This is a genomic window from Collinsella aerofaciens (assembly GCF_019131995.1).
GTDB lineage: Bacteria > Actinomycetota > Coriobacteriia > Coriobacteriales > Coriobacteriaceae > Collinsella > Collinsella aerofaciens_S.
In genome coordinates, this window is record NZ_JAHONA010000004.1 from 50,913 (window position 1) to 76,549 (window position 25,637).

Here is a 25,637-nt window from a genome sequence, read left to right on the forward strand (position 1 = left end):
GTATATGCGTGTGGGCACCATTTTTAATGTGTCAGTATCCAGTGGATGCCGCGGGCCATGCGTAAGTCGGTTTGGGCAAAGTGATTGCCGGGGTTGAGCTCCAGCGTTGTTGGAATGCCGCGCTCGACGAGCAACGCTTCCATCGCGCGTGTGTCGTCGAGTACATGCCGCATCATGCGGTTGGGCGTCTTGGTTTCCTTTTTGCCGAGTGACAGGTAGACGGCTTGCGGGCTGCCGGCAAAAGGGGCCGTGCTGGCACGGTCGACAAAGTCGGGAAACCATAGCGACCCCGATGCGCTCGCGGCGCGGTCAAAGGCGTCGGTTTGCCAGAGGGACCAGAGTGCGAAGAGGCCCGCGAGCGAGTAACCGGCAATGCCGCGCCGGGTGGGCGGCTGAGGAAGCGACGACTCGACCTGGGGGATTATCTGATTCAGCAGCTCATCAAGAAAATCGGCAGCTTGGCCGCCGAAAGGCTCGGCATCGCGTACGGTCCCGTCGCATGCCCAGGGGCTCAGCTCGCGATTCCAATCGAGCCCGCCAATGGTGACGAGGGCGAATGGCGGACAGTCGAGCTCTCGGCAACACTTATAAACCTCGCTGCCGTCGCCCACGACCACAGGAAGGTAGATGACAGGCGCGCTTTCCGTATGATTCTAATAAACGGTTATCTGCTTTTGATGCGCTTCCATGACGGGCTTCTCTCAGTGTTGTGATATCGGCAGCCCCAATTGTCGCACGCCAGCGTATGCCGGTTGGGCTAGACCAAAGACAATCTCGTGCATCCCCTGCGGACGCATATGGAAAACGCCACCGCCGGAGGGGAGCTCGGCGGTGGCGTTGTTAAACGGTGCTGGGGCTCGGGGCCTTCGCGGGAGCTGCCATGTGCGCAGAGGCGTCTAAGAACGCTTACGGCTCGCCATGGTGCCTGCGGCGATAGCGGCTGTTCCCGCAAGGACGGTTGCCACGATGGCCGCACCCGAGGTGTCGCCGGTTGCCGCGAGCACGCCGGTAGTCTTGGCTTTCGTGGTTGAAGCCGCAACGGCCTTGGTCGGCTTTGAGCCCTCAGGCTTGGGGTTCTGCTTGGACTCCGCGGGCTTGCTTTCTGCGGGCTTGGTCTCGTCGGGCTTGGGGTCTTCCGGCTTGGCTACCTCGGGAGGTGCGATGGTCGTACTTTTGGCGACTGCTTTGATATAGAGGGAGTCGACCGTGGCGTCGCCCGTGCCGATGGCTTGGCCTGCCTCGTAGATGCCGTCACGGAGCTTGCGATAGTCAATGATCTTGCCGCCTTCGGGCGTCTGGATGGCGGCGTTCTCAATCTTGATGGTGCCGATTGTCTTGCCGTCAGCGCTCATGGCACGGGCAAAGATTGCCGCTGTATCTCCTTCGGCCGTTACCTTGCTGCGGATGATCGAGATGACTGCGGGTGTGACGCCCTCGCTGGTCTGGGCGATGATGCCGATGTTCTCGCCTTGGGGTTCGCGCCTCGTCTCGCCATCTTGGTTTTCGCTGTAGGGGATGGGGCCGTCGCCGTTCTCGACATAGCGGGCTATGGCCTTGACAACGGAGTCGCTGATGTAGATGTGGCCGCCCTTCTCGTTGGGTCGATCGTTTCTGGTGGAGAATGCAGCCGAAACCTCGCCTTCCGCAAACGCGTCCACGGTGGAGCCGTTCTTGACGACGATGTCGTCCTGGTAGGTGAAGAGGGCGTTGGCGCCACCGTATCTGCCTTTACTTGCACGGACCGTCACGTTTGCATGATCGAGGGTGATGCCCTTGTGGGCATAGACGCCATATTCAACACCGTTTACGTTGAGGGAGGCGTTTGTGGCTGCGAGGCTGCCCTTGGCCTCGACGGCAGCGTCTTTCTCGGAGCTTGCCTTGACCTGGCCGCCGTCCGAGATGTTGATATTGCCGCCGCTCCAAAGGGCCTCACCATCGGCTGAGCTTGCCTCGACCGTCCCGCCACCCTTGATGGTGAGGTTCTTGTCGGCTCCAATACCCTTGTCCTTGGTAGCCCTGGCGGTGACGGCTCCGCTGTCGTCAATCGTGATATTGCCGTTTGCCCTGATGCCATCCGATGCACCCGTGGCGTTGACGTTGCCCGAACCTTTGATAGCGAGATCACCTCCGGCATTGATGGCATCAAACCCAGTGCTCGTGGCGTTGACGGATCCGGCTCCGTCGATGTTGATATTACCCGTGGAGAGGATAGCGTCCTCAGTAGATGTCACGCTGAGCGTGCCGCCCTCGTCGCCTTGGATATTGAGCTCGGCATTCTCGTTAGTGCCATGAGAAACGTTGATGCTTTCGATCCATTCGGCAGTGACGATGTTGGTTCCCGAGTAATTCACGTTGAGCTTGCCTGCGGCCTGGATCTCGCCGCCGTTATAGTTGTTGAGCTTCAAGTCGTCGGCGCCGTCCCACGACCAGGTACCGGCCTCGTCGCTCGCCGCGGTGTTGTACTTGTTGCCGCCGACCTTGACCCATTCCGCTGCGAGCGAGACGCTCGGCATGAGCAGCGAGCTCACCGTGAGCGCGCACACGGCGCCCACGACGATGCGGCGCGTCACGCGGCGCCAGCTGCCGTGCGCGAGTCCTATGCGATGGCGAACGTCGGGTTCGGCAACATGGGTTCCGGCGGTAGTGTCATTGCGTTTGGGGGTCGTGAACAAGGCTGCCATGGTTGCTCCCGTTCTCATAGGGCCTATACGACTAGATTCAGCGTATCTGCTGGATGTTGCCGGCGGTAGTGCCGTTTGGAGGGCAAAATGGCCAAAATTGGGGAGAAATAGGCCGCACGCCGGCGCAGGGACCGGCGCTAAAAGAAAAGCGCGGGGCCGCATGGCGACTCCGCGCTTTATTGTTCAGCTTTTGCAGCCTTGCCCTTACGCTACGAAGAAGTAGACGAGGAAGGCAAGGGCCGCGATCCACCCGTCCCGTGCGAAAAAGTGTTTACGAGCGCTTGCGGCTCACCACGGCGCCCGCGGCGATGGCGGCTGTTCCCGCAAGGGCGGCTGCCACGATGGCTGCGCTCGAGGCGTCGCCGGTTGCTGCGAGTTTGCCGGCGATCTTGGCTCCCGTGGCTGCAACTGCAACGGTCTTGGTCGTCTTCGTGCCCTCGGACTTGGAACCCTCGGGCTTGGTCTCGCCTGGCTTCTCCTCGGGTTTGATCTCCTCGGGAGGCGCGATGACCGTGCTCTTGGCGACAGCTTCGTTATAGGGGGAGTCGATCACAGCGTCGCCCGTGCCGATGGTTTGACCCACCACGTAGAAGATGCCGTCATCGAGTTCTTCCTTGTTGCGATAGCCAATGATCTTGCCGCCTGTGGGCGTCTGGATGGGAGCGCCTTCGATCTCGATGGTGCCGATTGTCTCGCCGTCCGCGCTCACGGCAAGGGCGAAGATTGCCGCCGTGTCTCCCTCAGCTGTGACCTTACTGCGGACAATCGAGATGGTCGCGGGCGTGATGCCCTCCTTGGTCCGGGCAAAGATGCCGATGTTCACGCCCCTATGCTCGGGAATGACCGCGCCGCTTTGGTCGTTGCTGTAGTGATCGGGGCCGTCGCTACCGGACTCGACATAGCGGGCTATAGCCTTGACAACGGAGTCACTAATGTAGATGTGACCACCCGCTTCGTTGGGGTAGTAGTTTCTGGTGGAGATTGCGGTCGAGAACTGGCCTTCTGCGAACGCATCCACGATCGAGCCGTTCTTGATGACGATGTCGTCCTCGTCGGTGAAGAGGGCGCTGGCTTCATCGTTCCCTGCGCTTGCACGGACCGTTACGGTTGCGCCATCGAACGTGATGCCCTTGTAGACATAGATGCCATACCCAACGCCACTTGCGTTGAGGGAAGCGTTCGTGACCGTGAGGCTGTTTTTACCGTCGATGGCGGCGTCTTCCTCGGAGCTTGCCTTGACCTGGCTGCCACCCGAGATCTCGATGTTGCCGTCGGCCCAAATCGCATTGTCTTTGATAGAGCTTGCCTCTACCTTGCCGCCGCCCTTTATGATGAGGTTCTCGTTAGCATCGATACCCTGATCCTCGGTGGCCTTGGCGGTGACGGTTCCGCTGTTGTCGATCGTGATGTTGCCGTCGGCCCTGATGCCATCCGAATCGCCCGTGGCGTTAACGTTTCCCGAGCCCTTGATGGTGACATCGCCCCCGGCATCGATGGCATCGTGCTCGGTGCTCGTGGCGTTGACAGTGCCAGCGCCGTCGATGTTGATGCTGCCGACGGAAGTGATGGCGTCACGAGAAGATGTCACGTTGAGCGTGCTGGACGCGTCGCCCTGAATATTAAGCTCGGCGTTCTCGTTCGCGCCATCCTTAACCTTGATGCCGCGGTCGTCGCCGTTAGTGACGATGTTGTCGCCCTCGTAGCTCACGTTGAGCTTGCCCGCTGCCTCGATCGCGCCGCCGTTATAGCCGTTGAGCTTCATATCGTCGGCGCCGTCCCAGGCCCAGGTGCCGGCCTCGTCGCCTGCTGCAGTGTTGTACTGAGTGCCGCCGACGTTGACCCACTCGGCCGCGAGCGAGACGCTCGGCATGAGCAGCGAGCTCACCGTAAGCGCGCATACGGCGCCTACAACGATGCGGCGCGTCACGCGGCGCCAGCTGCCGTGTGCGAGCAGCGTGCGACGGCGCACGTCGGGCTCGACAAAATGGGCTCCAGAGGTTTTGTCATTGCGCTTGGGGGTCGTGAACAAGGCGGCCATGGTTACTCCCATCCTCATAGGGCCTATGCGATTACGCCCAGCATATCTGCAGGATGAAGCCGGCGGTAGTGCCGTTTGGAGGGCAAAATGTCCAAAACTTGGGAAGCAATACATCGCGCGTCCGTGCGTTGCCTGGCTTTAAAAGAAAAGCGCGGAACCGCTCGATGCGACTCCGCGCTTTGGTGTTCTGCTTTGGCAGCTTTGCCGCTACGCTACAAAGAAGTAGACGAGGAAGGCAAGGGCTGCGATCCACATGAGCGGCTTGATCTTGGAGGCCTCGCCCTTAAAGAGCGCGACGATCACGTAGGCGATAAAGCCCAGGCCGATTCCGGCAGAGATGGAGTAGGTGAAGGGCACGCCGGCGACAATCATGAACGCCGGGAAACCCTGCGACACGTCGGACCAGTCGATCTCGGAGGCCTCGCTCATCATGAGGTAGCCGACGTAGACCAGAGCACCGCAGGTGGCGGCACTGGAAACGATGGTGACGATGGGGGAGAAGAACGCGGCGAGAATGAACAGCACGCCGGTGGTGACGGAGGTGAGGCCCGTGCGGCCACCGTCGGCAGCGCCAGAGGTGGACTCGACGAAGGTGGTGATGGAGGAGACGCCCATAAAGCCACCGGCAGCAGCGGCCACGGAGTCGACGACCAGGATGGGGCGGATGTCCTCGACATTGCCGTCCTCGGTCAAGAACTCGCCCTGCTTGGCGACGGCCATCGCGGTGCCCATGGTGTCGAAGAAGTCGCTCATGAGCAGCGAGAAGGCAACGACGAGCAGCATCGGGTCGGTCAGAACCTTCACGATGGCCATGTTGCCATCGGCGGTGCTGGCAAACGGGGCGCCAAAGGTCGAGAAGTCGAGCGGTGCGATGAGACCCTCGGGCGCATGGGTGACGCCCAGCGGGATACCGGCGATAACGGCGACGATGATGCCGATGAGCAGCGAGCCCGGCACGTTGCGGGAAGCCAGGGCAACCGTCACGATGATGGAGATGATGCCGACGATAAAGGTGGGGGAGGCGATGTCGCCCAGGCCGACGAGCGTACCGGCGCCAGCGGTGATAATGCCGGCGTCGCACAGGCCGATCATGGCGATGAACAGGCCCAAGCCAACCGAGATGGCGTGGCGCAGGACCACGGGGATGGCGTCCATAATGGCCTCGCGCAGGCCGCACAGGACGAGCAGCAAGATGACGATACCCTCGAGGAAGATAACGCTCATGGCAACGTGCCAGTCGCCGCCGCACATGGTGGTGGCGATGCCCGCGATCATGGCGTTGATGCCCAGGCCCGACGCGCAGGCGAGCGGGCGGTTGGCGAAGATACCCATGCAGATGGTCATGATGCCGGCGCCCAGGCAGGTGGCGCAGGCGAGCGCTCCCGCATCGATGCCGGCGCCCGAGAGCACCGCGGGGTTGACGGCAATGATGTAGGCCATTGCCAGGAACGTTGTCAGTCCAGCGCGAAGTTCGGTCCCGATTGTGGACTTGCGCTCACTGACGTGAAAAAGTTCGTCCATGCATACCCTTTCCTTGTTCGGCCCCGAGTTTAGGCCGATTGACACGAACGTTCTCACTATAGCCCCTTTACGACGCTGTTGTTCCTCGCATGTTGATGTTCGGCGCTTTGTAGCAGACGGACGGTATTTTTCGCATGAAAATGTGTGGGTACCGTATACTTAAGCAGTTACAACGACCCCTATGGAGGAACGTATGATTAAAGAGCTCTGCCACGACGAGGCTATCCTGTCCCAGCGTTGCGAGGTTGCGACTGTCGAGGACGAGTCGGTCGCACAGGACCTGATCGATACCATCAAGTCGCTCGAGGACGCCGGCTGCCTTGCCGCCAACCAGATTGGCGTTACCAAGAAGGTCTGCGTCTACCTGGACGACGCCGGCGAGCCCCACGTGCTCTACAACCCCCGTCTGGTGTTTGGCCTGGGCGCCAGCAAGATGGAGGAGAGCTGCCTGACGCACGACGAGATCACCAAGTCCACGCGCTACATCAAGTGCAAGGTCGCTTATGACGTGATCGTAGACGGCAAGATGCGCGAGCGCAAGCAGGGCTTCGTCGGCTTCGAGGCTCAAATGATTCAACACATGATTGATCACTGTCTAGGAAAGTTGGTCTAAGGGGACCAAAGCACCGCACCTTGCCGCTCAATCGTCGCTCGCGTACCTTAAGTACGCTTCGCTCCTCTTTCGTGGCAATCTGCGGCACTTTGACCCCTTAGACGACCTGCGGGGTTAACTTGGTTGAGTTTATCCTGCTTGAATAGTCCGGGCGTGACATTGTTGTCATGTCCGGGCTTTTGTGTTTAGCGCCTCTTTGTTTGGTGACAATAACCTTAGCAAGAACGTAAAGCTGGGAGGCGCTATGTGTACGAGCATTCGATTTACCGATAATTCCGGCCACATGTATCTAGGCCGCAACCTCGACTGGAGCTTTGACTACGGCCAACAGGTTCGCGTGATGCCGCGCGGGTTTCACATTCCGTATTCGTTTATCGACGACGCAACAGCGGCACACGCGGTGATCGGTATGTGCATCGATTACAAGAACTATCCCATGTTCTTCGACTGCGGCAACGATGCGGGCCTCGCCGTGGCGGGTCTCAATTTCCCGGGTTATGCCGAGTATGCCGAGGACCCTGTCGACGGCAAGACCAATATCGCAGCCTATGAGTTTCCCCTGTGGGTGGCAGCGACGTTCTCGACGGTCGACGAGGTCGAGGCTGCGCTGCGCGATACGGTGATTGTCGCCAAATCTGCAGGAGAGGGGCTGGGCGTGTCGCTGCTCCATTGGATTATCGGCGACAGCCAGCGTAGCATCGTGGTCGAGATGATGGCTGACGGCCTGCATGTATACGACGATCCGGTCGACACCCTTGCCAATCAGCCCACCTTCCCGTGGCACATGGAAAACCTGCGCACCTATATCACGGCCACAAGCGATTTTCCGCAGACGGCGACATGGCGTGGCGCCGAGCTCAAGCCCTATGGCGCGGGTGCCGGCATGCGCGGTATTCCGGGTGACTGCTATTCGCCGAGCCGTTTTGTAAAGGCGGCGTACCTCAATGCCAATTACCCGCAAAAGGAGAGCGAGACCGAAAACGTCGTCCGCATGTTCCGTTCACTCGAGGGCGTGGTGATGATTGAGGGGGCGTCCAGGATGGGCGATGGCAAGTTCGAGAAGACTATCTATACCGGATGCTTTAGCGCGCGCACGGGCAATTATTACTACGCGATGTATGGGGATCCGTCGATTCGCTACGTGAGCCTGACGGATGCCGAGGGCGCGAGCCCCGATAGACTCGTGGTTCCCGAGCCGCGTCGTTCGTAGCCGCTAGCTTTACTGCAATACAAGACGGCCCTGCATCTCTCGCGAGGTGCAGGGCCGCTATCGTCGATGGGTGACGGCGCTAGAAGTTGGCGTCGTTGAGCTGTTCGCTCTCGAGGCCGTCGAGCTGTTGCTGTTCGGGCGTATCGGCGACGCTCTCGAGCAGCTCGGTGGGATCGACGTTCATGTCCCTACCGGCCTCGTTGCCATTGACCAAGTCGTCCGAGAAGATGTCGACTTCCATTTCCTCGGCCTCTTCGATCTGAACCTCGAGTGGCACCTGGGTGCGCACAAGTTTGACGGCCGGGCGCATGCGAGCAAAGAGCGGTACGTACTCAATGATGATGGCCGAGTTCTCGAGACCATACCAACGTGCCGGGCTTCCACAGGCGCGGCGGACGGCGTACTTGATGGCCATGACGCGATGGTCGTTGCGGTTGATGTCCGTTTCGGGGGCAAGCATCTTGCGCAGCATACAAAAACGGAAGTCGCCCACGTTGCCGCGTGTCTCGTAGATGGAGTAGGTGTGATGCTGCGGCGGCAACTCACCCGATGCCATCAGGTCGCCAACGATCTGGCGCAGGTAGGCGTTGATGCGTTGATTGACCTTAAAGCCCAGGTCCAAGCGCACGCGGAATAGGAAGTCTGTGCCAAAGGTCTCGACGGAATACTCGTGCGTATAGGGCTCATCGGTGACATGCACGTTGATGAACCAGTATGCCTTGGCGCGCTTGGGATGCTTATCCAAGATGGAGTAGAGCACGTCGCGGTCGAGCGTGAGCGGGTCGGGACTGTTGGTAAGGAACACCAGATTGTCGGCGAGCACGGGGTAGGTCTCGTCGTTGCGCAGGCGGCCGAGCTGGTCAATGTACTTGGAGACGGGCAGCAGGATCGTCTGCGTGCGCTCGATGGCGGTGCCGCGGCGCCACACGTACATAAGGCCAAACAGCAGCGCGGCCAGGAAGATCATGACGTAGCCGCCGTCAAAGAACATGGTGAGGCACGAAGCGAAGAAGCACAGCTCAATGGCACCAAAGAGCAGGGCGAAGACGCAGGCGCCCAGCTTGTGTTTGAGGATGCCGGCGATGTAGCTCGTCAAAAGCGTCGTGGTCATGAGCATGGTCACGGTAATGGCGAGGCCGTAGGCGCTCTCCATGCGCTCGGAGTTTTGGAACAGCAGCACGATGAAGATACAGCCGACCCACATGATGTTGTTGACGAGCGGAATATAGAGTTGGCCCTTGGTGTCGCTGGGGTAGTGGATGCGCAGATGCGGCATGAGATTGAGACGGGTTGCCTCGGATACCAGCGAGAACGAGCCGGTGATGAGCGCCTGCGAGGCGATGATGGCCGCTACGGCCGAAAGCACGATGGCAAAGGGGCGCAGGGGCTCGGGGAGCATCATATAGAACGGGTTGACGATATCCATCGCGAGCATCTGGGGGTTGGAGTTATTGGCGAGCAGCCAAGCTCCTTGACCCAGATAGTTGAGGATAAGGGCCGCCTTAACAAACGGCCAGGATGCATAGATGTTAGCCTTGCCCACGTGACCCATGTCCGAATAGAGCGCCTCGGCGCCGGTCGTCGACAGGAAGACGAAGCCGAGCACCATGATGCCCGAGTGGTTGATGGGCGAGAACAGGAACATGATGCCGCGGATGGGGTTGAGCGCGCGTAGGATGGACAGGTTGCCGAGCATGTTGAACAGGCCGGCGCCAGCCAAGAACAGGAACCACAGCGTCATGAGCGGCCCGAACAGCTTGCCGATCGACGAGGTGCCGGCGCGCTGCATGGCAAACAGGCCACAGATAATGATGATGGTGATGATGATGACGTTGGTCTGGCCGTCACCCAAAAGCGCATGGCCCCACTCGATAGTGCGCAAGCCCTCGATGGCCGTGGTAACCGTGACGGCGGGGGTGAGGATGCCGTCGGCGAGCAGCGCCGCGCCGCCGATCATGGCGGGAAGGATCAGCCACGGCGCCACTTTGCGCACCAAGCTAAACAGGGCGAAGATGCCGCCCTCGTTGTGGTTATCGGCCTTCATGGCGATAACCACGTACTTGACCGTGGTCACGAGCGTCATGGTCCAGATGACGAGCGAAAGCGCGCCCAGGATCATGTCCTCGCTGACGGTACCGATGCCGCCGTTGTTGGCAACGATTGATTTCATGGTGTACATGGGGCTCGTGCCGATGTCACCGTAGACGACGCCGAGCGTTACGAGCAGCATGCCAGCGGAGAGGGGAATGGCTCCATGCCCGCCTTGACCACGCTGGTCTTGGGGGCTTGCCTCCAGTTTGTTGTGTGCCACGTGGACTCCCTTAGACATCCGGCCCCTGCAAAGGGCAGCAGACCTTTATGCCATCTTTATACATATAAGAGCAGTTTGGCACATCGGGGTGTTTTAGACAATAATCCCCATCTGGGGATTATTCATGTACGCAGGTGGCATTTCAAAGCAGGGGCTGTTAGGCGCGTGCTGCCTGAGCGATGCCGGTCTTGGCACCTGCGCGTTTGCCGGCGAGTTCGCAAAAGATCGCGCCGCCGATGATAAGTGCGGCACCCATCAGACGGACCGGCGTTATGGCTTCGCCTAAAAGGACGGCCGAGAACACGACGGCCGAAAGCGGCTCGAGGTAGCCGACGACCGCGACAGTCTGGACGGGCAGCTTGGCGACAGCACTAAAATAGAGCAGGCAGCCAATGCCGGTGTTGACGACGCCGAGCATGACGACGGTGCGCCAATCAATACCGGCGGCGACGCCGACGGACAGGAATGAGGGGGCGCCCTGCGTGATGAGCGTGAGGACCAGCGCGGTCACAAAGGCGGCGCTCACCTGGAGCGTGGAGTTTTCGAGGCCTTCGATGTGTGGCGCACCCTTGCTGGCGATGACCATCAGCGCATAGCAAAATGCCGAGGCGATGCCGCAGGCGATACCCGCAATGGGCATATTGCCGCCTAGACCTTGCGCTGCAATGAGAAAAGCGCCGCAGGCGACGGCGATAAACCCGGCGATTTTGCCGCCGGTCAGCTTTTCGCCAAAGATGAGTGGGGAGAGGACCATGACGATGATGGGGCCGCAGTAGTACAGCAGCGAGGAAACGCCGACGCCGATCGTCTGGTAGGCTCGGAACAGAAAAATCCAGCTGGCGCCCAGCGCGGCTCCCGAGAGGAGGAGGGCTGCGGCTTCGCGGGGGCGAGATGGCGCCTGCAACTTATGGCGTTGGGTGATGGCGAGGATGGTGACAAGCGAGAGTGCGCCCAAAAACGTGCGCAGGAGCACGATATCGGAGCTCGGCAGCGCGATGGCGGCGGCGATGATGCCGTTGGAGCCAAACAACAGCAATGCTGCTAAGTACGTAAACAGTCCGTTGTTCATACGCTGACATCCCCTCTATATCCGAGCATGTTCACTATGGGTGAACTGGCTATAGAAGAAAAGCGAATAAAATTCATAGATAACATGACAAAAGCTCATGCATATGTGGAGGGGTGCCGTGGAAACGAATATTCAAAAGATGCAGGTGCTGCTTGAGACCGTGCGCGCCGGAAGTTTTACGCGCGCCGCCGAGCGGCTGAGCTATTCGCAGTCGGGCGTGAGCCGTATGGTGGCCGATCTCGAGGCCGACTGGGGCTTTAAAGTGCTCGATAGAAGCCGCGAGGGCGTAGTGCTTTCTGCCGATGGGCGGCAAGTTATGCCGGCGGTCGAGGCGTTGTGCGAGGAATTTGTTCGTTTGCAGCGACGGGTGGATGAGATGCGTGGGCTCATGCGCGGCAAAATCTGCATCGGTACGTTTTCGAGCGTGGCGACCCACGTGCTGCCGCCGGTGATTGCGCACTTTCGCGCCGATCACCCGGACGTCGATTACGAGCTGCTGATGGGTGATTACTCCGAGATTGAGCAATGGGTGGCGGAAGGTCGCTGCGACCTGGGCTTTATTCCGCGCGAACCACGCGGCGCCGGCATGGCGTCGCGGCCGTTGGTGCAAGATGAGTTGATGGCCGTGGTGCCAGCGGACTCCTCGCTTGCTACCGCGGAGGTCGTTTCCCTTGCCGATTTGGCCAACGAGCAGTTTATTCTGCTGGAACGCGGTAGCGACGACGAGATTACGCCGCTGTTTCACCGCGCGGGCCTGGCGGTACGCTCTAAGCTGTCGACCTGGGATGATTATGCGATTATGGCCATGGTCGAGGACGGTCTGGGCGTGAGCATTCTTCCGGCGCTCATCTTGCGCCGCTGCCAGTTCGATGTTGCCGTGCGCCCGCTCGAGGGACATCCTCATCGGCAGATCAACGCCATATACCGCACCGCTGACGTTTCGCTTGCGGCGGCTCGTTTCCTTGAATATCTCTAAAAGCGCGTACCTGTTGTCTACTTTGGGACAATTCTCGGGGTTCGGTACATTTTCTTATGAAATTGAACTTTCGGATAATGCGCCGCGCTATACTGCTGCCTAAATTGAACTCAGGTTCAATTTGTGTTCTATAAATTGAACTTTGCCAGCAAGGAGGTTCTAATGGCCCAAGAGACGTTTAGCGATCGCCTGCGACAGACCATGTCCGATCGCGACGTTCGCCAGTCGGATGTAATCCGCGCATCGGAGATGCTCGGCAAAAAACTCGGCAAGAGTCAGATGAGCCAATATGTGAGCGGCAAGACGATCCCGCGGCGCGATGTGGCAGAGCTGCTCGCCCGTATTTTGGAGGTCGATGTTTCCTGGCTGCTCGCCAGTGACGCCGATCAAGTCGAGACGTCCTCGTCCCATAACGTTGCCAAATCCGAACCTAGTCTCTCAGCTCAAATTCCAAGGAGCACCACCATGCGTACTTTTTCTAAATCCACCAAGCTCGATAACGTCCTGTATGACGTGCGCGGTCCCGTCGTCGACGAGGCTGCCCGTATGGAGGACGAGGGCGAGCGCATCCTCAAGCTCAATATCGGCAACCCGGCGCCCTTCGGTTTTCGCACGCCCGACGAGGTTATCAAGGACATGCGCCAGCAGCTGCCCGACTGCGAAGGCTATTCCAATTCGCGCGGCCTGTTCTCTGCGCGCAAGGCGATCATGCAGTATTCGCAGATCAAGGGCCTGCCCAATGTTCAGATGGAGCATATCTACACGGGCAACGGCGTGTCCGAACTCATTCAGCTTTCGATGAACGCTCTGCTCGACAATGGCGACGAGATTTTGATCCCCAGCCCCGACTATCCGCTCTGGACGGCGTGCGCAACCCTCGCCGGCGGTCATCCCGTGCACTATCTATGCGATGAGCAGGCGGATTGGTATCCCGACCTGGAGGATATGGAGTCCAAGATCACGAGCGCGACCAAGGCCCTCGTCATCATCAACCCCAACAACCCCACGGGCTCGGTCTACCCGCGCGAGGTGCTCGAGGGCATCGTCGAGGTTGCGCGCAGGCATCAGCTGATGATCTTTGCCGATGAGATCTACGACCGTCTGTGCATGGACGGCTACGAGCACGTCTCGATTGCCTCGCTCGCTCCCGATCTGCCCTGCGTTACCTTTAGCGGCCTTTCCAAGTCGCACATGATCGCGGGCTATCGTATTGGCTGGATGGTGCTTTCGGGCAACCAGCGCTGCATGAGCGACTTCATTATGGGTATCAACATGCTCTCTAACATGCGCCTGTGCTCCAACGTGCCGGCCCAGTCGATCGTCCAGACGGCGCTCGGTGGCCATCAGTCGGTCAACGACTACATCCGTCCCGGCGGTCGTGTCTACGAGCAGCGCAACTTTGTGTATGAGGCACTCAACAAGATCGATGGCATCTCGGTGGTCAAGCCGCGCGCGGCGTTCTATATCTTCCCCAAGATGGATGTTAAGAAGTTCAACATCACCGATGACGAGCAGTTTGCCCTCGACCTGCTGCACGAGAAGAAGATTCTGATCACGCGCGGCGGCGGCTTTAACTGGGCCGAGCCCGATCACTTCCGCATCGTGTACCTGCCGCGCATGGAAGTGCTCAAAGAGTCCCTCGAAGACCTCGCCGACTTCTTTGACCATTACCGTCAGGCGTAACGGCAAAGGTAGCCTGTAATGAAACGGTCGGCCCGCAACGGATGCGGGCCGACCGTTTTCTGTCTAAGCCCGTGCTGTTAGCGCTTGTCTCGTTGAGCGAGCGAGGTTCGCGTGTGAGCGGTAAGTTCTATTCCAAAATGGAATACAGTTGGCTTAAGCTGGAATTGATGTCCGGGTACCTGCTTTTCTAGAATGTTTTCAACAAGATGAAAGGCGGTTCCAACCAATGATTATCGATGCAAATTCCTACTGGTTCGACGAGCGCATCTTTCATGACGAGACGCTCTGCGAACAGTTTTTGGCCGAGGTACCCCGCGCCTATGACACCGAAGGCTATCTGACCATGAATTCCGCCGGCAAACGACAGATCGTGATCGAGATGCCCGCCGGTTCTCCGGGTCTTAACTACATTGAGGGCGACTACACCCTCGAGAAGCGCTTGGCCGATATGGATGAGGCGGGGGTCGACAAGGCGATCCTCAAGCTCCCCGGCTGTCACGAGTGGATGTCGCTCGAGATGTGCCGGCGTTTCAACGACGGTATGGCTGCTGACGCGAAGGCGTCAAGTGGCCGTCTGATTCCGCTTGTCGCCGTGCCGCCCTTTGGCACCAAAGCGAATTTGGAGGAGCTCGACCGCAGGCTCGACGATGGTTTTGCGGGTGTGCAACTCTGCGCTCACTACGGCAAGCGCTATCTCGACGACCAGGTCTTCTCGAGCTTTTTCGAGCACCTGAACGAACGCCATGTCACCGTTTACGTGCACCATGTTCCCGTGCCGGTCGAGAACGAATCGCTTCTCGCGTACGACAACCTTCGCCGCTCTTATGGCCGCTGCGTCGACCAAACTACGGCGATCGGCCGAGAGATCTTTGGCGATTTCTTTGAGCGCTACCCCAATATCAAGATGGTCCACTCCATGCTCGGCGGCGCATACTTTGCGTTCAAGGAGATGCTGCTGCCTCATGGTCCCAAGCGCCCTGATGCTTCTGGCCGTTTTCAGGTCGATACCGAGACCGTTTCCAGGCGCCTCGAGAACAACATCTATTTCGACATGTCCCATGCTCAGCCTTGGGGCAAGACACTCCTTGCCTGCGCGGTTGACGTGCTGGGTGCAGACCATATTGTTTTTGGCACGAGCTATCCCGTTAAACGCGAGTGGCTCACCGAGGGTGTCGCCTGCGTTCGCGCTGCAAATCTGAGCGATACAGACAGCGACCTTGTGCTTGGCGGTACGGCGCAGCAACTGTACGGTGTCGAGTGAGCGGCAATCAGAGGGGAGTATCTGCCATGGACGAAGGAGAGATGAGAGCTGGGGCCGCTCGTGTGGCCATCGATCTTGGGGACGTGTTGCCGTTCGACGGTTTCGACGAACTCCGTCATGAGGTCTTCGCCCGTGCCCTTATCATCGAGGGGACGGGGCGACGCGCCTGCGTCCTTTCGCTTGAGGTCACCTCGATCGCTCCGGCTCTACTCGCCGATCTGCGTGAGGTTGTTGAGGATGCCGCCAATTGCAGCGGTGCTTATTCTTGGGTGGTTCCTACCCACACGTTTTCCATGCCTCACGTCCGCACTCCCGGGCATCTTGCCGACGATGCTGCCCGCAATCGCAACGAGCGCTATCGCGCAGCGCTCGTCGCTGCCGCCCGCACGGCTGTCGAGCGCGCTGTTGCGGGCATTCGCTCTGCCACGCTCGCCACTGTGGAGGGCGAATGCCCCGTGAACGTTAATCGCGACATTGAGACGCCTGCCGGCTGGTGGTTGGGCTCGAATCCCAGGGGGTTTGCCGACCACACGATGCCCGTACTCGCCATAAGGGATGCCGGGGGCGAGTATGTTGCCGTGCTCGCGACGGCGGACGTTCAGTCCTCCGTGCTCGACGGGTCGCGCGACTCCGAGGGGAGGCGCATGGCGAGCGGAGACCTCTTTGGTTTTGCCGCCATGTCACTCGAGCGCGAGCTGGGCGGCGTTGCCCTGTTGCTGCCAGGGGCCGCGGGCGACCAAGGTCCGGCGGAGCACGCCATGAACGTCATGTTCGATGCGGCCGGCGTTAAGCAGACGGTCGATGCCCATGAGGACGGATACCGCATGCTGCACCAGCAGGGGCAGGCCTTGGGCGATGCTTTAATCGAGGCCGCTCGCATGGCGCGTGAGGATGACGCTACCGGCATCGATGCCCGCACGGTCGACGTTCTCCTGCCCGCTCAGACACGCGCCGATTTTCACTCTTTGGCCCCGCACCGAACGTATGAGTTTCATGCCGCTGGCGAGCAGCGCACGAGGGTCTATCTGCTCCGGCTGGGAAACGTCGAGCTTGTCGGCGTACAACCCGAGGTCTCGAGTGCATTCGGCGCCACTGTGCGCGCCGCTCGGTCCGGCTCTGTGTTCTTTGCCACGCTCGTCAACGGCGGACAGAAGTACCTACCGGCTCCCGACGCGTACGAAAAGATCACCTATGAGGCCATGAACTCCGGTTTTGCCGCCGGATCCCATGAGCGCCTCGTCGAAATCATCATTGCCGCCTTGAATGCGGCGTGACACAGAAGGAGAACGTGCATGAACATTGGACACGCGCGCCGCAAAATCACCCCACAGGGCGACATCTACCTGATTGGCTACCGCAATCTTCCCAACCGTCTTGAACCTGCGACGGGCGTCCATGACGACGTCTTCGCCAACGCCATCCTCTTCCAGCAAGGCGAACGTGAAGTGTTTCTCTTTAATGCCGATGTCCTCGAGTTCGAGGAAAGCATGGCCGAGGAGGTCAAGACAATGCTCGCCGAGCGCTACGGCATTGACCGTGATTGCGTCCTGCTCTCGGCGACGCACGACCATACTTCAATCGTCGCTTACCACCGCAGCTGGTGGACGGGAAAATTCGACGAGAACTACTACCGCTGGTTCCTCGATACCATTTGCCAATGCTTTGAGGAGTGCCGTGCCAACGCACAGCCCGCGATTTGTCGCTTGGGCAAGCAGGTCATCACCGGTTTCTACGACAACCGCATCATCCCAGGTGAACTCGCCGACAATGAGGTCATTGTCGTATCGTTCTTCGATACCGAAGGCAAGCCATTTGCGGGCTTTGTGAACTGGGCGGTGCATTCCGCTTGCGTCGGACCCGACTGCACGGAGCTCACGAGCGAACTCGCCGGTCTTACCGGCAAAAAGCTCGCTCAGAGTCTTGGTTACTATCCGGCCATGGTCGTCGGTGCTGCTGGCGACTGTAGTGACCGCAATTTTCGACAGGGACGCGGCATTCCCGAGGTTGAGCGTGTTTCGACCGGTCTTGCCGAGGCGATTTCCCAGATCAAGCTCGATTGCGAGGTCGTTCTTGACCGCATCGAGCCTCAGACGTTCTATCACACCGTTGCCCATGACGACTTTTCACTCACGCTTAAGTGCGCCGTCATCAGTCTGGGCGGCCTGCATCTCTTTGTGTTCCCGAGTGAACTCGGCAGCGACCTGGGCATTCGCATGAAGCGCGAATGTCCGGTCGAGGGAATAGTCTGCGGTTACACCAACGGCTATTTTGAGTATTTCCTTCCGGCACGCGAGTACGGCCTCTCCTTTGAGACCGAGCGTACTCAGATTCCCCAGGGCGAACCGGAACGTCTGTGTGACAAGTTCTGCCAGACGACGAGACTTCTCGGCGCAGCAGATTCGCGTCTGTAGGCCTGATTGCGTGATATGGGCCAATGAGGCTCATTGCCATGTGATCGGCATCTTCCATCTTCTCTGCCGTTCCCCATCCCGGGCGTACGTGCGTCCGCGGATTTCAAAGGGGGAAGCGGGTTCCTTGCCCTCCCACGTCGACTACGGAGGCATGAAATCGATGCTATACCCCGCTCAGAAAAGGAGAATTCCATGAAATACCAGAAGCTTTGCGATGAAATCATCACAAAGGTCGGTGGTCGAGACAATGTGTTAGACGTGAGCCACTGCATTACGCGTCTCCGCTTCCGCCTCAAGGATGAATCGCTCGCCCAGACCAATGAGCTTAAGGCGACGAAGGGCGTCGTTGACGTCATCCAGGCCGGCGGACAGTATCAGGTCGTGATTGGTGCCACTGTCGAGGCCGTCTACAACGACCTTGTTCAGATTGGCGGGTTCGACTCCAAACCCGCACTCGATATCGATGAAGGCGACGACGTCAAAAAGGGCGATCCATTCTCGCGTCTGCTGGCCATCATCTCCGAGATTCTGCAACCGGTTCTTGGCGTGCTTATGGCCGGTGGCTTTATCAAGTCGATGCTCGCACTCTGCACGGTTGCCGGTTGGCTTGCCAAGGACAGCAATACGTATGTGACGCTCTCGGCAATCGGAGATTCGGTCTTCTATTACTTTCCGCTAATCATTGGCTGGACGTCGGCCAAGAAGTTCGGACTTAAGCCCGTTATGGGAATGGCGCTCGGCGGTATCCTCGTCTACCCGACGCTCGTTGCCCTTATGGGTGGAGATCCGCTCTACACGCTCGGCGCCGGTACGGTCTTCGAGTCCAATGTCTACGGTGATATTTTTGGCATCCCGCTAATCATGCAGAATTACTCATCGACGATTCTGCCTGCGATCTTTATCGTCTGGATTGCCTCCAAGGTGCACAAGGCCCTTTCTAACGCGCTGCCCGCGCTTGTGAGCTCGTTCTTCTCCAACATCCTGACGCTCCTCATTTGCGGCATCCTTGGCCTGCTTGTGGTCGGTCCGGTCATGACGGTCCTCTCCAACATCGTTGCCCAGATCATCTTGATGCTCATCAACTTCCAGCCCGCCATCGCCGGCTTCGTCATCGGCACGTTCTGGAGCCTGCTCGTCATGTTCGGCCTGCACTGGGGTATCATCCCGCTGTGGTTCCTCGATGTCGCAACCTACGGCTATGACCTTATTAACCCACTCGTGTATGCAGGCGGTTGTGCCATCGCCGGTGCTGTGCTTGGCATGGTCATCCGAACCAAGGACTCCGAGGAAAATGCTGCCGTCAACATTCCCGCCCTTGTCTCTTCGATTTTCGGTGTCAACGAGCCTGCGCTTTACGCCATCTTGCTGCCGCGTAAGCGTCTTATGTGGGCAACCTTTATTTCCGCTGGTGTAGGCGGCGCCATTGCCGGCCTCATGGGTGCCAAACTCTATGCCTTCGGTGCCTCCGGCCCGCTCGGTTTCCCGAGCTTTATTAACCCTGCCGGCATCGACACGGGCTTTATCGGCCTTGTCATCTCCGGTGTGGTCGCTTTCGTTCTGGCTCTTGTCGCCGCTATGGTGATCGGTACCAGGAAGGACGAGGGCGGTAAGGCGCTCAACATCTCGGTGGACTAGTCTGTCTGCGCACTTTAACTAAATATGCCTCGGACGGCGACGTGCCGCCCGAGGCATATTTGTGTTTTGTGCCGTTGTCAGCGTGTTTGCGGACACAGGTCTGCGGTTGTGGAGCAGCGGGGATTATGACGGTCGTGCCGCGGTGGAAGACGCACGGTCGCCCTGCAGGAGCTGACGGTAGGGGAGGAAGCCGATGAACGAGACGACCGCCTGCGAGTGCGCGGCATTCCGCTTGAGGTAGAGCCTGACCTCGGAGGTCGTCGCGGGCTCAAGCGGCACCAGGGCTACCTTTCCGCTGGCAAGCGATTCCGCCGGCTTGCGCATGAGGAATGAGACACCGGCGCCGCGTGCGACAAGAGAGATGATGTTCTCGGCTCGTTTGCCGGTGAACGTAACACGTGGGCCAAATCCAGCTTCTCGACAAAGGGAAAGGACGAGCTCGCTTACGAACGAGCCTTGGGGAAGCATGAGGAAATTCTCGTCGATAAGGTCGTCTATCTCGACGGTGTCACGTTCGGCGAGTGGATGGTCGAGCGAAAGGACGGCCACGAGCCGGTCGGTCGTAAAGGGAATCTTTTTGAACTCTGGCTCGATGGCGCCGCTGTCACGGATGAAGGCCAGGTCAATGTCCTCGTGCAGGAGCATGCGCTTGAGTGTGTCGCCCTCGCCTTCGATGAGCTCGACAGAATATGAGGGGTTCGCCTGCTGAAAATCGATGACGGCGTCCGTGATCCCATAAGGGGCCAAAATGGGGATAGAACCTACGGTGAGGTGCTCGAGCGGCTCACCTGCACCTATTTGAATGGCGGCAAGATAGCGATGCTGAAGCGTCGCAATTTTTTGAGCATAGGGGAGAAGCGCTTCACCTTGCGCGGTGAGTGTCACGTGGCGCTTGCTTCGATCGATGAGCTTGCAGCCGAGTTCGTGCTCCATTGCCATGATGTGCTTGGAGAGGGTTGATTGCGACATGAAAAGCAGTTCCGCCGCATCAAGAAACGTGCGTGACTGCGCTAAGATGGCGAATTCGCCAAAGCGGCTGATGTCCATAGGGAGGCCTCCGGTACCCTCATTTTGGCAGGTGGCCTAAACCACGACGCCATTGCAGTGGTCGATTTCGTGCTGGATGATCTCGGCGGTGTAGCCCGAGAAGTTTTTGATGCGGTGAACGAAGTTCTCGTCCAAATACTCAACCTTAATGCGGCGATAGCGGGTACAGGGACGCTCGCCGATCAGCGAGAGGCATCCTTCGCTCGTCTGATAGGCATTGACCTGCTCAAGAATTTGAGGGTTGTACATCAGGAGTGTCCTGTTGCCGTCCTTTACGCAGATGATGCGTTTGCGCACGCCAATCATGTTGGCGGCGAGGCCCACGCACTCGTGCTCATGCTCGTGGAGTGTATCCAGGAGGTCCTGCCCGGTCGCGGCATCGTCGGGTCCCGCGTCTTCGGAAGGCAGGCGCAAAAAGAACTCGGATTTCATGATGGGCTTAATCATGGCGGGCTCCTCATGTCTCTTGCTTTCGTGGACTTTTAATAATAGCGCGGAAGGAAAGCTGTGCGTCCGCGTTACAATCTTTCGACGTTGGACCATGTTGTCAGACTCGTCGTGTACGGCGTCTGGCGTAAGTCTAGGGCTCATTTTTCGCCCTGGACTGTTCCTCTGGGGCGATGCAACTGTCGTTCCAAGAGGAAGGAAATGCATGGGGAGCAAATCTCAGCAACAAGTTCAAGTAACGCCATCGGCCACTGCGGCGCTTCTCGTCGTTATGTATATTGCGGCCTTTGTTGCCGCGTTTAACGAGAACATCATTAACGTGGCGTTGCACGACATTATGGCGGCCTTTTCGGTGAGTGCCACCACGGCGCAGTGGCTCGTCTCGGGCTACATGATTGTGACGTCGATCTTTACGGCCATCATGGCCTTCCTGTCCGGCCGTTTCTCGACGCGCAAGCTGTTGTTTTTCGCATGCGGATGTATGGTCGCCGGCGAAGTCCTGTGTCTGATCGCTCCGTCGTTTAGCGTTTTGCTGCCAAGTCGTATTTTACAGGCTGCGGGATCGGGCATCTTGTTTCCGCTCATGATGAACGTGGTGCTGTCTTGCGCCCCGCGCGAGAAGCTCGGTCTGTATCTGAGCCTGGGTGGTGCCTGCATTACGCTAGGGCCGGCGTTTGGACCTGTGATCAGCGGTCTTATGTGCACGTTGTTTGGCTGGAGGGCGGTGTTCGTAGTGCCGCTGGTGGCCGGCATTGTGGTCGCTGCGGCGGGCGTAAAGCTTGTTCAGAATGTCGGAGAGCGCTCGAACACCACGCTTGATATTCTGTCGGTTGTTTTGCTCGCCGCCGGCATTACGGCATTTGTGTATTCCGTAGGCGAGTTCTCGACCAATCTGATTGCCGGCATCGTGACGCTTATCGCCGCCATTGTGCTGCTCGGCCTGTTTGCGGCCCGCCAGCTCAAACTCGAGCATCCGGTGCTTAACGTGCGTCCCATGGCGAGCGTTCGTTTTTGGCCTGCGTGCCTGCTTGTGGTGGTGTCGATGATGACAACGTTCTCGATGAGTGTTTTGTTGCCGCTCTATTTTGAGGGCACATACGGCATGACCGCACTTGTTGCGGGCCTGCTCATTTTGCCGGCAATTGCCTGCAACGCCGTGACCTCGATTGTGGGCGGACGCGTGATGGACGCCCGTGGCGCATGGCCGCTGCTGCCGGTCGGCTTTGCCCTGATTGCCGTGGGGCAGACTGCCATCTCGATGACGGCGGCAAGCATGAACATCGGCGTTGTCGTGGCACTGACCGTTGTAGTGTATGCCGGAGTCGGTTTGGTGCTGAGCCCCTCGCAGACGGCCGGCTTGGAGACGCTGCCTGCCGCTGAGCATCCCCACGGAACGGCATTGCTTAACACGTGGAACATGATTGCCGCATCGTTTGGCCCATCGCTGTTTATCGGTCTGCTCTCGAGTTCTGCGGCGACTGCCGGCGCGGCTGGCGCTGCGACCGACGTTGCCCAGGCGATTGGATTTGCAACTGCCGTGCGTGTGGCGGCTGTGATTGCCGTGGTCGGGTTCGCGACGTCGCTGGTGTACGCTCGTCGCGAGTCGCACATGTCGCATTAATGTGTGCACATAGATTCTGCAGCTAGATTGGATGGCAACACCATAAACTAATGGACGTTTTGCCGAGAGGCATGAATGTTTAAAGCGCAAAGAGTGCGCGACGGGCCCCGCGAATGGGGCGATGATGCCCGAGAGGGCTAAGAAGGAGTCTCATGTCCGAGAACGAAGAGATCATGAACGAGACCGAGAACGAGACCATGGCTGCCGAGGTTGAGGCAGTCGAGACCGTGGAGACCGAAGCTGCCGAGGTTGAGGCTGCTGACGAGGTTTCCGCCGAGGAGGAGGCCGAGGTTGTCGAGGCCGCCGTTGATTACGATGACGAAGAGCTGATGGACAAGATGCAGAAGGCCGCCCGCCTGCTGCGTAGCCGTCGCTTTGCTATTTCCAAGGAGGAGGAGGCCAAGGCCGAGCGCATGGCGAACATCGAACGCGCCATCAAGCTTCTTGACCTCAAGCCCAAGATGGAGCAGAAGGAAATGTCCGACCTGATGGGCATGCGCCTCCGTGAGCTCGATGGCCTGATGGCCGAGGCCGAGGCTGCCGATCTGGTCGGCCGCATCGACGACGCCGAGGGCGATATGCGCAAGATTGTTGTCTTCGCCGCCGAGGATGCCGCTGAGGGCCTGGTCGAGCTTGCCAACAAGAAGGAGAAGCTCCTGCCCGAGCTTTCTTACGAGGAGGCCACCGAGCTGATGGCCGCTCTCGATAAGGTTATCGCTCCGCTCGTCGCCATGGGCCTGGACGAGGACCGCGGTCCTCGCGGCGGCCGTGACGACCGTGGCGGCCGTGGCGGCGACCGTGGCGGTCGCGGCGGCTTTGGCGATCGCGGTGGCCGTGGCGGTGACCGTGGCGGTCGCGGTGGCGATCGCGGCGGCCGTGGCGGCTTTGGTGACCGTGGCGGCGACCGTGGCGGTCGCGGCGGCTTTGGCGGCAACCGTGGTGGCTATGGCGATCGCGGCGGCAACCGTGGTGGCTTCGGCGGTAACCGTGGTAACGACCGCGGCGGTCGCGGTGGCGACCGCGGCGGCCGCAACGGCGGCGGCTTCCGCGGTAACCGTTTCTAATTAGTTACGCGGTTTTACCAAACCGCGTAACGGCTCGACGCTGCAAACGCCCCTAAGCGGCAATCTGACGTTCAATCGTCGGTCGCGTACCAAAGTACGCTTCCCTCCTCTTTCACGTCACCTTGCTCGCTTAGGGGCGTTTTCGCTGACTTATGTTCAACCTGGGGCGCCTTCAAGATCCATTACTCAAAGAGGACGGCATGACCAGAAGGTCTATGCCGTCCTCTTTTCATGCCAAGTTGTCGCTCTGGCGGGCGCTCGCTGTCTGTCCTCTACCTGCGGCGCTGTCTTGCTCCGGATGCGGCAGTTAGGGACGTTCCTTTTCTGCCGGCAGTTTGGGACACTCCTTGTGGCTGCTGGACGTTCTTGTTTGACTGGTCGTTTAAGAGCGTCCCCAACGACTACATAGCATGAGAGTGGATAATCTCCCGGTTTGAGCCTACATTCAAGCTCAAAGTGGAAGATTATCCACTCTCATTTGTTACGTGTCCGAAAATCCACGCTCGTTTCTATTCCGCCTACATTTGTAGGAACAGTTCGTGGAGGCGGGTGTCTTCATCGAGTTCGGGGTGGAAGGTAACACCGAGCTGGTTGCCTTGGCGGGCGGCGACGATACGGCCGTCGACTTGCGCTAAGGCCTTGGCATTGCCGTGTACTTCGACGATGCGGGGTGCACGGATGAACGTCAGCGGCACTTCACCGTCGATGCCGGCTACCTGCCCCTTGGTTCGAAAACTGCCGAGCTGCCTGCCGTAGGCATTGCGCTCGACAAGTACATCCATGGTTGCCAAACGCGGCGTGCCCTTATCGTCATGGGCGGCAAGGTCGTGAGCCAGCAGAATCAGGCCGGCGCAGGTGCCCAGGACGGGCATGCCTTCAGAGATACGGGCACGAAGCTCCTCGAGCATGCCCAACTCATCAAGCAGCTTCCCTTGAACGGTAGTCTCGCCGCCGGGAAGTACCAGACGGTCAAAGTCCTGCTTTAAATCAGCCGCCTGCCTCAGCTCAATACAACGTGCGCCCAGCTCGGATAGCCTCGCCTCGTGCTCGGCAAAAGCGCCTTGGATCGCCAACACGGCGACCGTTTGGTCTGCATAATCGCTCATGTGCGATCCTTTCTGCTGGACTAGCGCCCGCGCTCCTCCATGATGATCTCGATCTCGTCGGCGTTGATGCCCACCATGGCCTCGCCCAGGTCCTCCGAAAGCTCGGCGATGAGCTTGGCATCGGTGAAGTTTGCCACGGCCTTGACGATGGCGGCGGCGCGCTTGGCCGGGTCGCCGCTCTTAAAGATGCCCGAGCCCACAAAGACACCCTCGGCACCCAGCTGCATCATCAATGCGGCGTCGGCAGGGGTTGCTACACCGCCAGCAGCAAAGTTCACGACGGGGAGCTTGCCCGTGGCATGGACCTCACGCACCAGCTCGACCGGAACCTGCAGTTGCTTGGCTGCCTCAAAGAGTTCGTCGTCGCGCAGGGCAACAACGTCGCGGATCTGCTTTTGGATCTTACGCATGTGACGCACGGCCTGAACGACGTCGCCCGTACCCGGCTCACCCTTGGTGCGAATCATCGTGGCGCCCTCGGCAACACGGCGCAGCGCCTCGCCCAGATCGCGGGCGCCGCAGACAAACGGCACGTCAAACTGGGTCTTGTCGATGTGGTAGACATCGTCGGCGGGGGAGAGAACCTCGGACTCATCGATGTAGTCGATCTCGATGGCCTGCAGGACCTGCGCCTCGACAATGTGACCGATACGGCACTTGGCCATGACGGGGATGGAGACGGCCTCCTGGATGCCCTTGATCATCTTGGGGTCGCTCATGCGCGAGACGCCGCCTGCGGCACGGATGTCGGCCGGGATGCGCTCGAGTGCCATGACGGCGCAGGCGCCTGCTTCCTCGGCGATGCGTGCCTGCTCGGGCGTGGTGACGTCCATGATGACGCCGCCCTTGAGCATCTGCGCGAGCTCGCGGTTGAGTTTGACGCGATCGGCCTTGCTGGTCTGTTCTGCCATGGTTGCTCCCTTGGTTGGCATGTGCATTGCTT

Annotated in this window: 20 protein-coding genes; 10 read left to right on the plus strand and 10 right to left on the minus strand. The window is 59.4% G+C overall.

The window, feature by feature from the left end; genetic code table 11:
• Positions 1-23: 23 nt before the first annotated feature.
• The 4 genes from KSY82_RS02220 to KSY82_RS02235 form a co-directional block, all read right to left on the minus strand.
• On the minus strand, positions 24-611 hold the full coding sequence (locus tag KSY82_RS02220) for an alpha/beta hydrolase (RefSeq protein ID WP_217750134.1): 588 nt from the start codon (positions 609-611) through the stop codon (positions 24-26).
• 285 nt (positions 612-896) lie between these two features.
• Entirely contained in the window at positions 897-2,681 is a 1,785-nt protein-coding gene (locus KSY82_RS02225) for a carbohydrate-binding domain-containing protein (protein WP_217750133.1), read from the minus strand.
• Positions 2,682-2,952: 271 nt separating this feature from the next.
• Positions 2,953-4,719: a carbohydrate-binding domain-containing protein gene (locus KSY82_RS02230; protein WP_217750132.1), complete on the minus strand. Its 1,767-nt coding sequence runs from the start codon at positions 4,717-4,719 to the stop codon at positions 2,953-2,955.
• A 207-nt stretch (positions 4,720-4,926) separates the two neighbouring features.
• Positions 4,927-6,240, minus strand: coding sequence for an NCS2 family permease (locus tag KSY82_RS02235; RefSeq protein WP_099431372.1), 1,314 nt, complete (start codon positions 6,238-6,240; stop codon positions 4,927-4,929).
• 193 nt (positions 6,241-6,433) lie between these two features.
• On the opposite strand from KSY82_RS02235, the gene KSY82_RS02240 reads away from it, so the two are divergent.
• Both KSY82_RS02240 and bsh read left to right on the plus strand, forming a co-directional pair.
• Entirely contained in the window at positions 6,434-6,853 is a 420-nt protein-coding gene (locus KSY82_RS02240) for a peptide deformylase (RefSeq protein WP_217750131.1), read from the plus strand.
• 244 nt (positions 6,854-7,097) lie between these two features.
• A complete protein-coding gene (bsh, locus tag KSY82_RS02245; RefSeq protein WP_217750130.1) occupies positions 7,098-8,063 on the plus strand; it encodes a choloylglycine hydrolase in 966 nt (321 codons plus the stop codon).
• A gap of 79 nt (positions 8,064-8,142) precedes the next feature.
• Here bsh and KSY82_RS02250 read toward each other — a convergent pair whose 3' ends face one another.
• Both KSY82_RS02250 and KSY82_RS02255 read right to left on the minus strand, forming a co-directional pair.
• The gene (locus KSY82_RS02250; RefSeq protein ID WP_217750129.1) at positions 8,143-10,392 is read right to left on the minus strand and encodes a KUP/HAK/KT family potassium transporter; all 2,250 of its coding nucleotides are present in this window, start codon (positions 10,390-10,392) and stop codon (positions 8,143-8,145) included.
• Between the two features lie 139 nt (positions 10,393-10,531).
• The gene (locus KSY82_RS02255) at positions 10,532-11,443 is read right to left on the minus strand and encodes a DMT family transporter (RefSeq protein ID WP_217750128.1); all 912 of its coding nucleotides are present in this window, start codon (positions 11,441-11,443) and stop codon (positions 10,532-10,534) included.
• A gap of 118 nt (positions 11,444-11,561) precedes the next feature.
• On the opposite strand from KSY82_RS02255, the gene KSY82_RS02260 reads away from it, so the two are divergent.
• The 6 genes from KSY82_RS02260 (at position 11,562) to KSY82_RS02285 (ending at position 19,409) form a co-directional block, all read left to right on the plus strand.
• A complete protein-coding gene (locus tag KSY82_RS02260) occupies positions 11,562-12,419 on the plus strand; it encodes a LysR family transcriptional regulator (protein ID WP_368042021.1) in 858 nt (285 codons plus the stop codon).
• Positions 12,420-12,581: 162 nt separating this feature from the next.
• A complete protein-coding gene (locus KSY82_RS02265; RefSeq protein WP_303246687.1) occupies positions 12,582-14,102 on the plus strand; it encodes an aminotransferase class I/II-fold pyridoxal phosphate-dependent enzyme in 1,521 nt (506 codons plus the stop codon).
• A gap of 226 nt (positions 14,103-14,328) precedes the next feature.
• A complete protein-coding gene (locus tag KSY82_RS02270) occupies positions 14,329-15,363 on the plus strand; it encodes an amidohydrolase family protein (RefSeq protein WP_217750126.1) in 1,035 nt (344 codons plus the stop codon).
• A 26-nt stretch (positions 15,364-15,389) separates the two neighbouring features.
• The gene (locus tag KSY82_RS02275) at positions 15,390-16,637 is read left to right on the plus strand and encodes a hypothetical protein (protein WP_217750125.1); all 1,248 of its coding nucleotides are present in this window, start codon (positions 15,390-15,392) and stop codon (positions 16,635-16,637) included.
• Between the two features lie 18 nt (positions 16,638-16,655).
• A complete protein-coding gene (locus tag KSY82_RS02280; protein WP_217750124.1) occupies positions 16,656-17,774 on the plus strand; it encodes a neutral/alkaline non-lysosomal ceramidase N-terminal domain-containing protein in 1,119 nt (372 codons plus the stop codon).
• Positions 17,775-17,966: 192 nt separating this feature from the next.
• Positions 17,967-19,409, plus strand: a complete 1,443-nt coding sequence (locus tag KSY82_RS02285) for a PTS transporter subunit EIIC (protein WP_217750166.1) — start codon at positions 17,967-17,969, stop codon at positions 19,407-19,409.
• A gap of 123 nt (positions 19,410-19,532) precedes the next feature.
• Here KSY82_RS02285 and KSY82_RS02290 read toward each other — a convergent pair whose 3' ends face one another.
• Together KSY82_RS02290 and KSY82_RS02295 are read right to left on the minus strand one after the other, a co-directional pair.
• Positions 19,533-20,456 (minus strand): LysR family transcriptional regulator, encoded by a 924-nt coding sequence (locus tag KSY82_RS02290; protein ID WP_217750123.1) that lies wholly within the window; start codon positions 20,454-20,456, stop codon positions 19,533-19,535.
• A 36-nt stretch (positions 20,457-20,492) separates the two neighbouring features.
• Complete coding sequence (locus tag KSY82_RS02295; RefSeq protein ID WP_217107679.1) at positions 20,493-20,903, minus strand: peptide deformylase; 411 nt, start codon at positions 20,901-20,903, stop codon at positions 20,493-20,495.
• Between the two features lie 205 nt (positions 20,904-21,108).
• On the opposite strand from KSY82_RS02295, the gene KSY82_RS02300 reads away from it, so the two are divergent.
• Positions 21,109-22,524, plus strand: a complete 1,416-nt coding sequence (locus KSY82_RS02300; RefSeq protein ID WP_217750122.1) for an MFS transporter — start codon at positions 21,109-21,111, stop codon at positions 22,522-22,524.
• A gap of 152 nt (positions 22,525-22,676) precedes the next feature.
• Complete coding sequence (locus tag KSY82_RS02305) at positions 22,677-23,588, plus strand: hypothetical protein (protein WP_217750121.1); 912 nt, start codon at positions 22,677-22,679, stop codon at positions 23,586-23,588.
• 518 nt (positions 23,589-24,106) lie between these two features.
• Here KSY82_RS02305 and pdxT read toward each other — a convergent pair.
• Both pdxT and pdxS read right to left on the minus strand, forming a co-directional pair.
• Entirely contained in the window at positions 24,107-24,694 is a 588-nt protein-coding gene (pdxT, locus tag KSY82_RS02310; RefSeq protein WP_217750120.1) for a pyridoxal 5'-phosphate synthase glutaminase subunit PdxT, read from the minus strand.
• Between the two features lie 20 nt (positions 24,695-24,714).
• Positions 24,715-25,605, minus strand: coding sequence for a pyridoxal 5'-phosphate synthase lyase subunit PdxS (gene pdxS / locus KSY82_RS02315; protein ID WP_022094325.1), 891 nt, complete (start codon positions 25,603-25,605; stop codon positions 24,715-24,717).
• Positions 25,606-25,637 lie beyond the last annotated feature (32 nt).

Excerpts from the sequence above, each read along its gene's own strand:
- KSY82_RS02265 (WP_303246687.1), top strand. The coding sequence starts at position 12,582 with ATGGCCCAAGAGACGTTTAGCGATCGCCTGCGACAGACCATGTCCGAT.
- KSY82_RS02290 (WP_217750123.1), bottom strand. The coding sequence starts at position 20,456 with ATGGACATCAGCCGCTTTGGCGAATTCGCCATCTTAGCGCAGTCACGC.
- KSY82_RS02280 (WP_217750124.1), top strand. The coding sequence starts at position 16,656 with ATGAACATTGGACACGCGCGCCGCAAAATCACCCCACAGGGCGACATC.
- KSY82_RS02305 (WP_217750121.1), top strand. The coding sequence starts at position 22,677 with ATGTCCGAGAACGAAGAGATCATGAACGAGACCGAGAACGAGACCATG.
- KSY82_RS02300 (WP_217750122.1), top strand. The coding sequence starts at position 21,109 with ATGGGGAGCAAATCTCAGCAACAAGTTCAAGTAACGCCATCGGCCACT.
- KSY82_RS02255 (WP_217750128.1), bottom strand. The coding sequence starts at position 11,443 with ATGAACAACGGACTGTTTACGTACTTAGCAGCATTGCTGTTGTTTGGC.
- bsh (WP_217750130.1), top strand. The coding sequence starts at position 7,098 with ATGTGTACGAGCATTCGATTTACCGATAATTCCGGCCACATGTATCTA.
- KSY82_RS02275 (WP_217750125.1), top strand. The coding sequence starts at position 15,390 with ATGGACGAAGGAGAGATGAGAGCTGGGGCCGCTCGTGTGGCCATCGAT.
- KSY82_RS02285 (WP_217750166.1), top strand. The coding sequence starts at position 17,967 with ATGAAATACCAGAAGCTTTGCGATGAAATCATCACAAAGGTCGGTGGT.
- pdxT (WP_217750120.1), bottom strand. The coding sequence starts at position 24,694 with ATGAGCGATTATGCAGACCAAACGGTCGCCGTGTTGGCGATCCAAGGC.
- KSY82_RS02230 (WP_217750132.1), bottom strand. The coding sequence starts at position 4,719 with ATGGCCGCCTTGTTCACGACCCCCAAGCGCAATGACAAAACCTCTGGA.
- KSY82_RS02295 (WP_217107679.1), bottom strand. The coding sequence starts at position 20,903 with ATGATTAAGCCCATCATGAAATCCGAGTTCTTTTTGCGCCTGCCTTCC.
- KSY82_RS02270 (WP_217750126.1), top strand. The coding sequence starts at position 14,329 with ATGATTATCGATGCAAATTCCTACTGGTTCGACGAGCGCATCTTTCAT.
- KSY82_RS02225 (WP_217750133.1), bottom strand. The coding sequence starts at position 2,681 with ATGGCAGCCTTGTTCACGACCCCCAAACGCAATGACACTACCGCCGGA.
- pdxS (WP_022094325.1), bottom strand. The coding sequence starts at position 25,605 with ATGGCAGAACAGACCAGCAAGGCCGATCGCGTCAAACTCAACCGCGAG.
- KSY82_RS02240 (WP_217750131.1), top strand. The coding sequence starts at position 6,434 with ATGATTAAAGAGCTCTGCCACGACGAGGCTATCCTGTCCCAGCGTTGC.
- KSY82_RS02250 (WP_217750129.1), bottom strand. The coding sequence starts at position 10,392 with ATGTCTAAGGGAGTCCACGTGGCACACAACAAACTGGAGGCAAGCCCC.
- KSY82_RS02235 (WP_099431372.1), bottom strand. The coding sequence starts at position 6,240 with ATGGACGAACTTTTTCACGTCAGTGAGCGCAAGTCCACAATCGGGACC.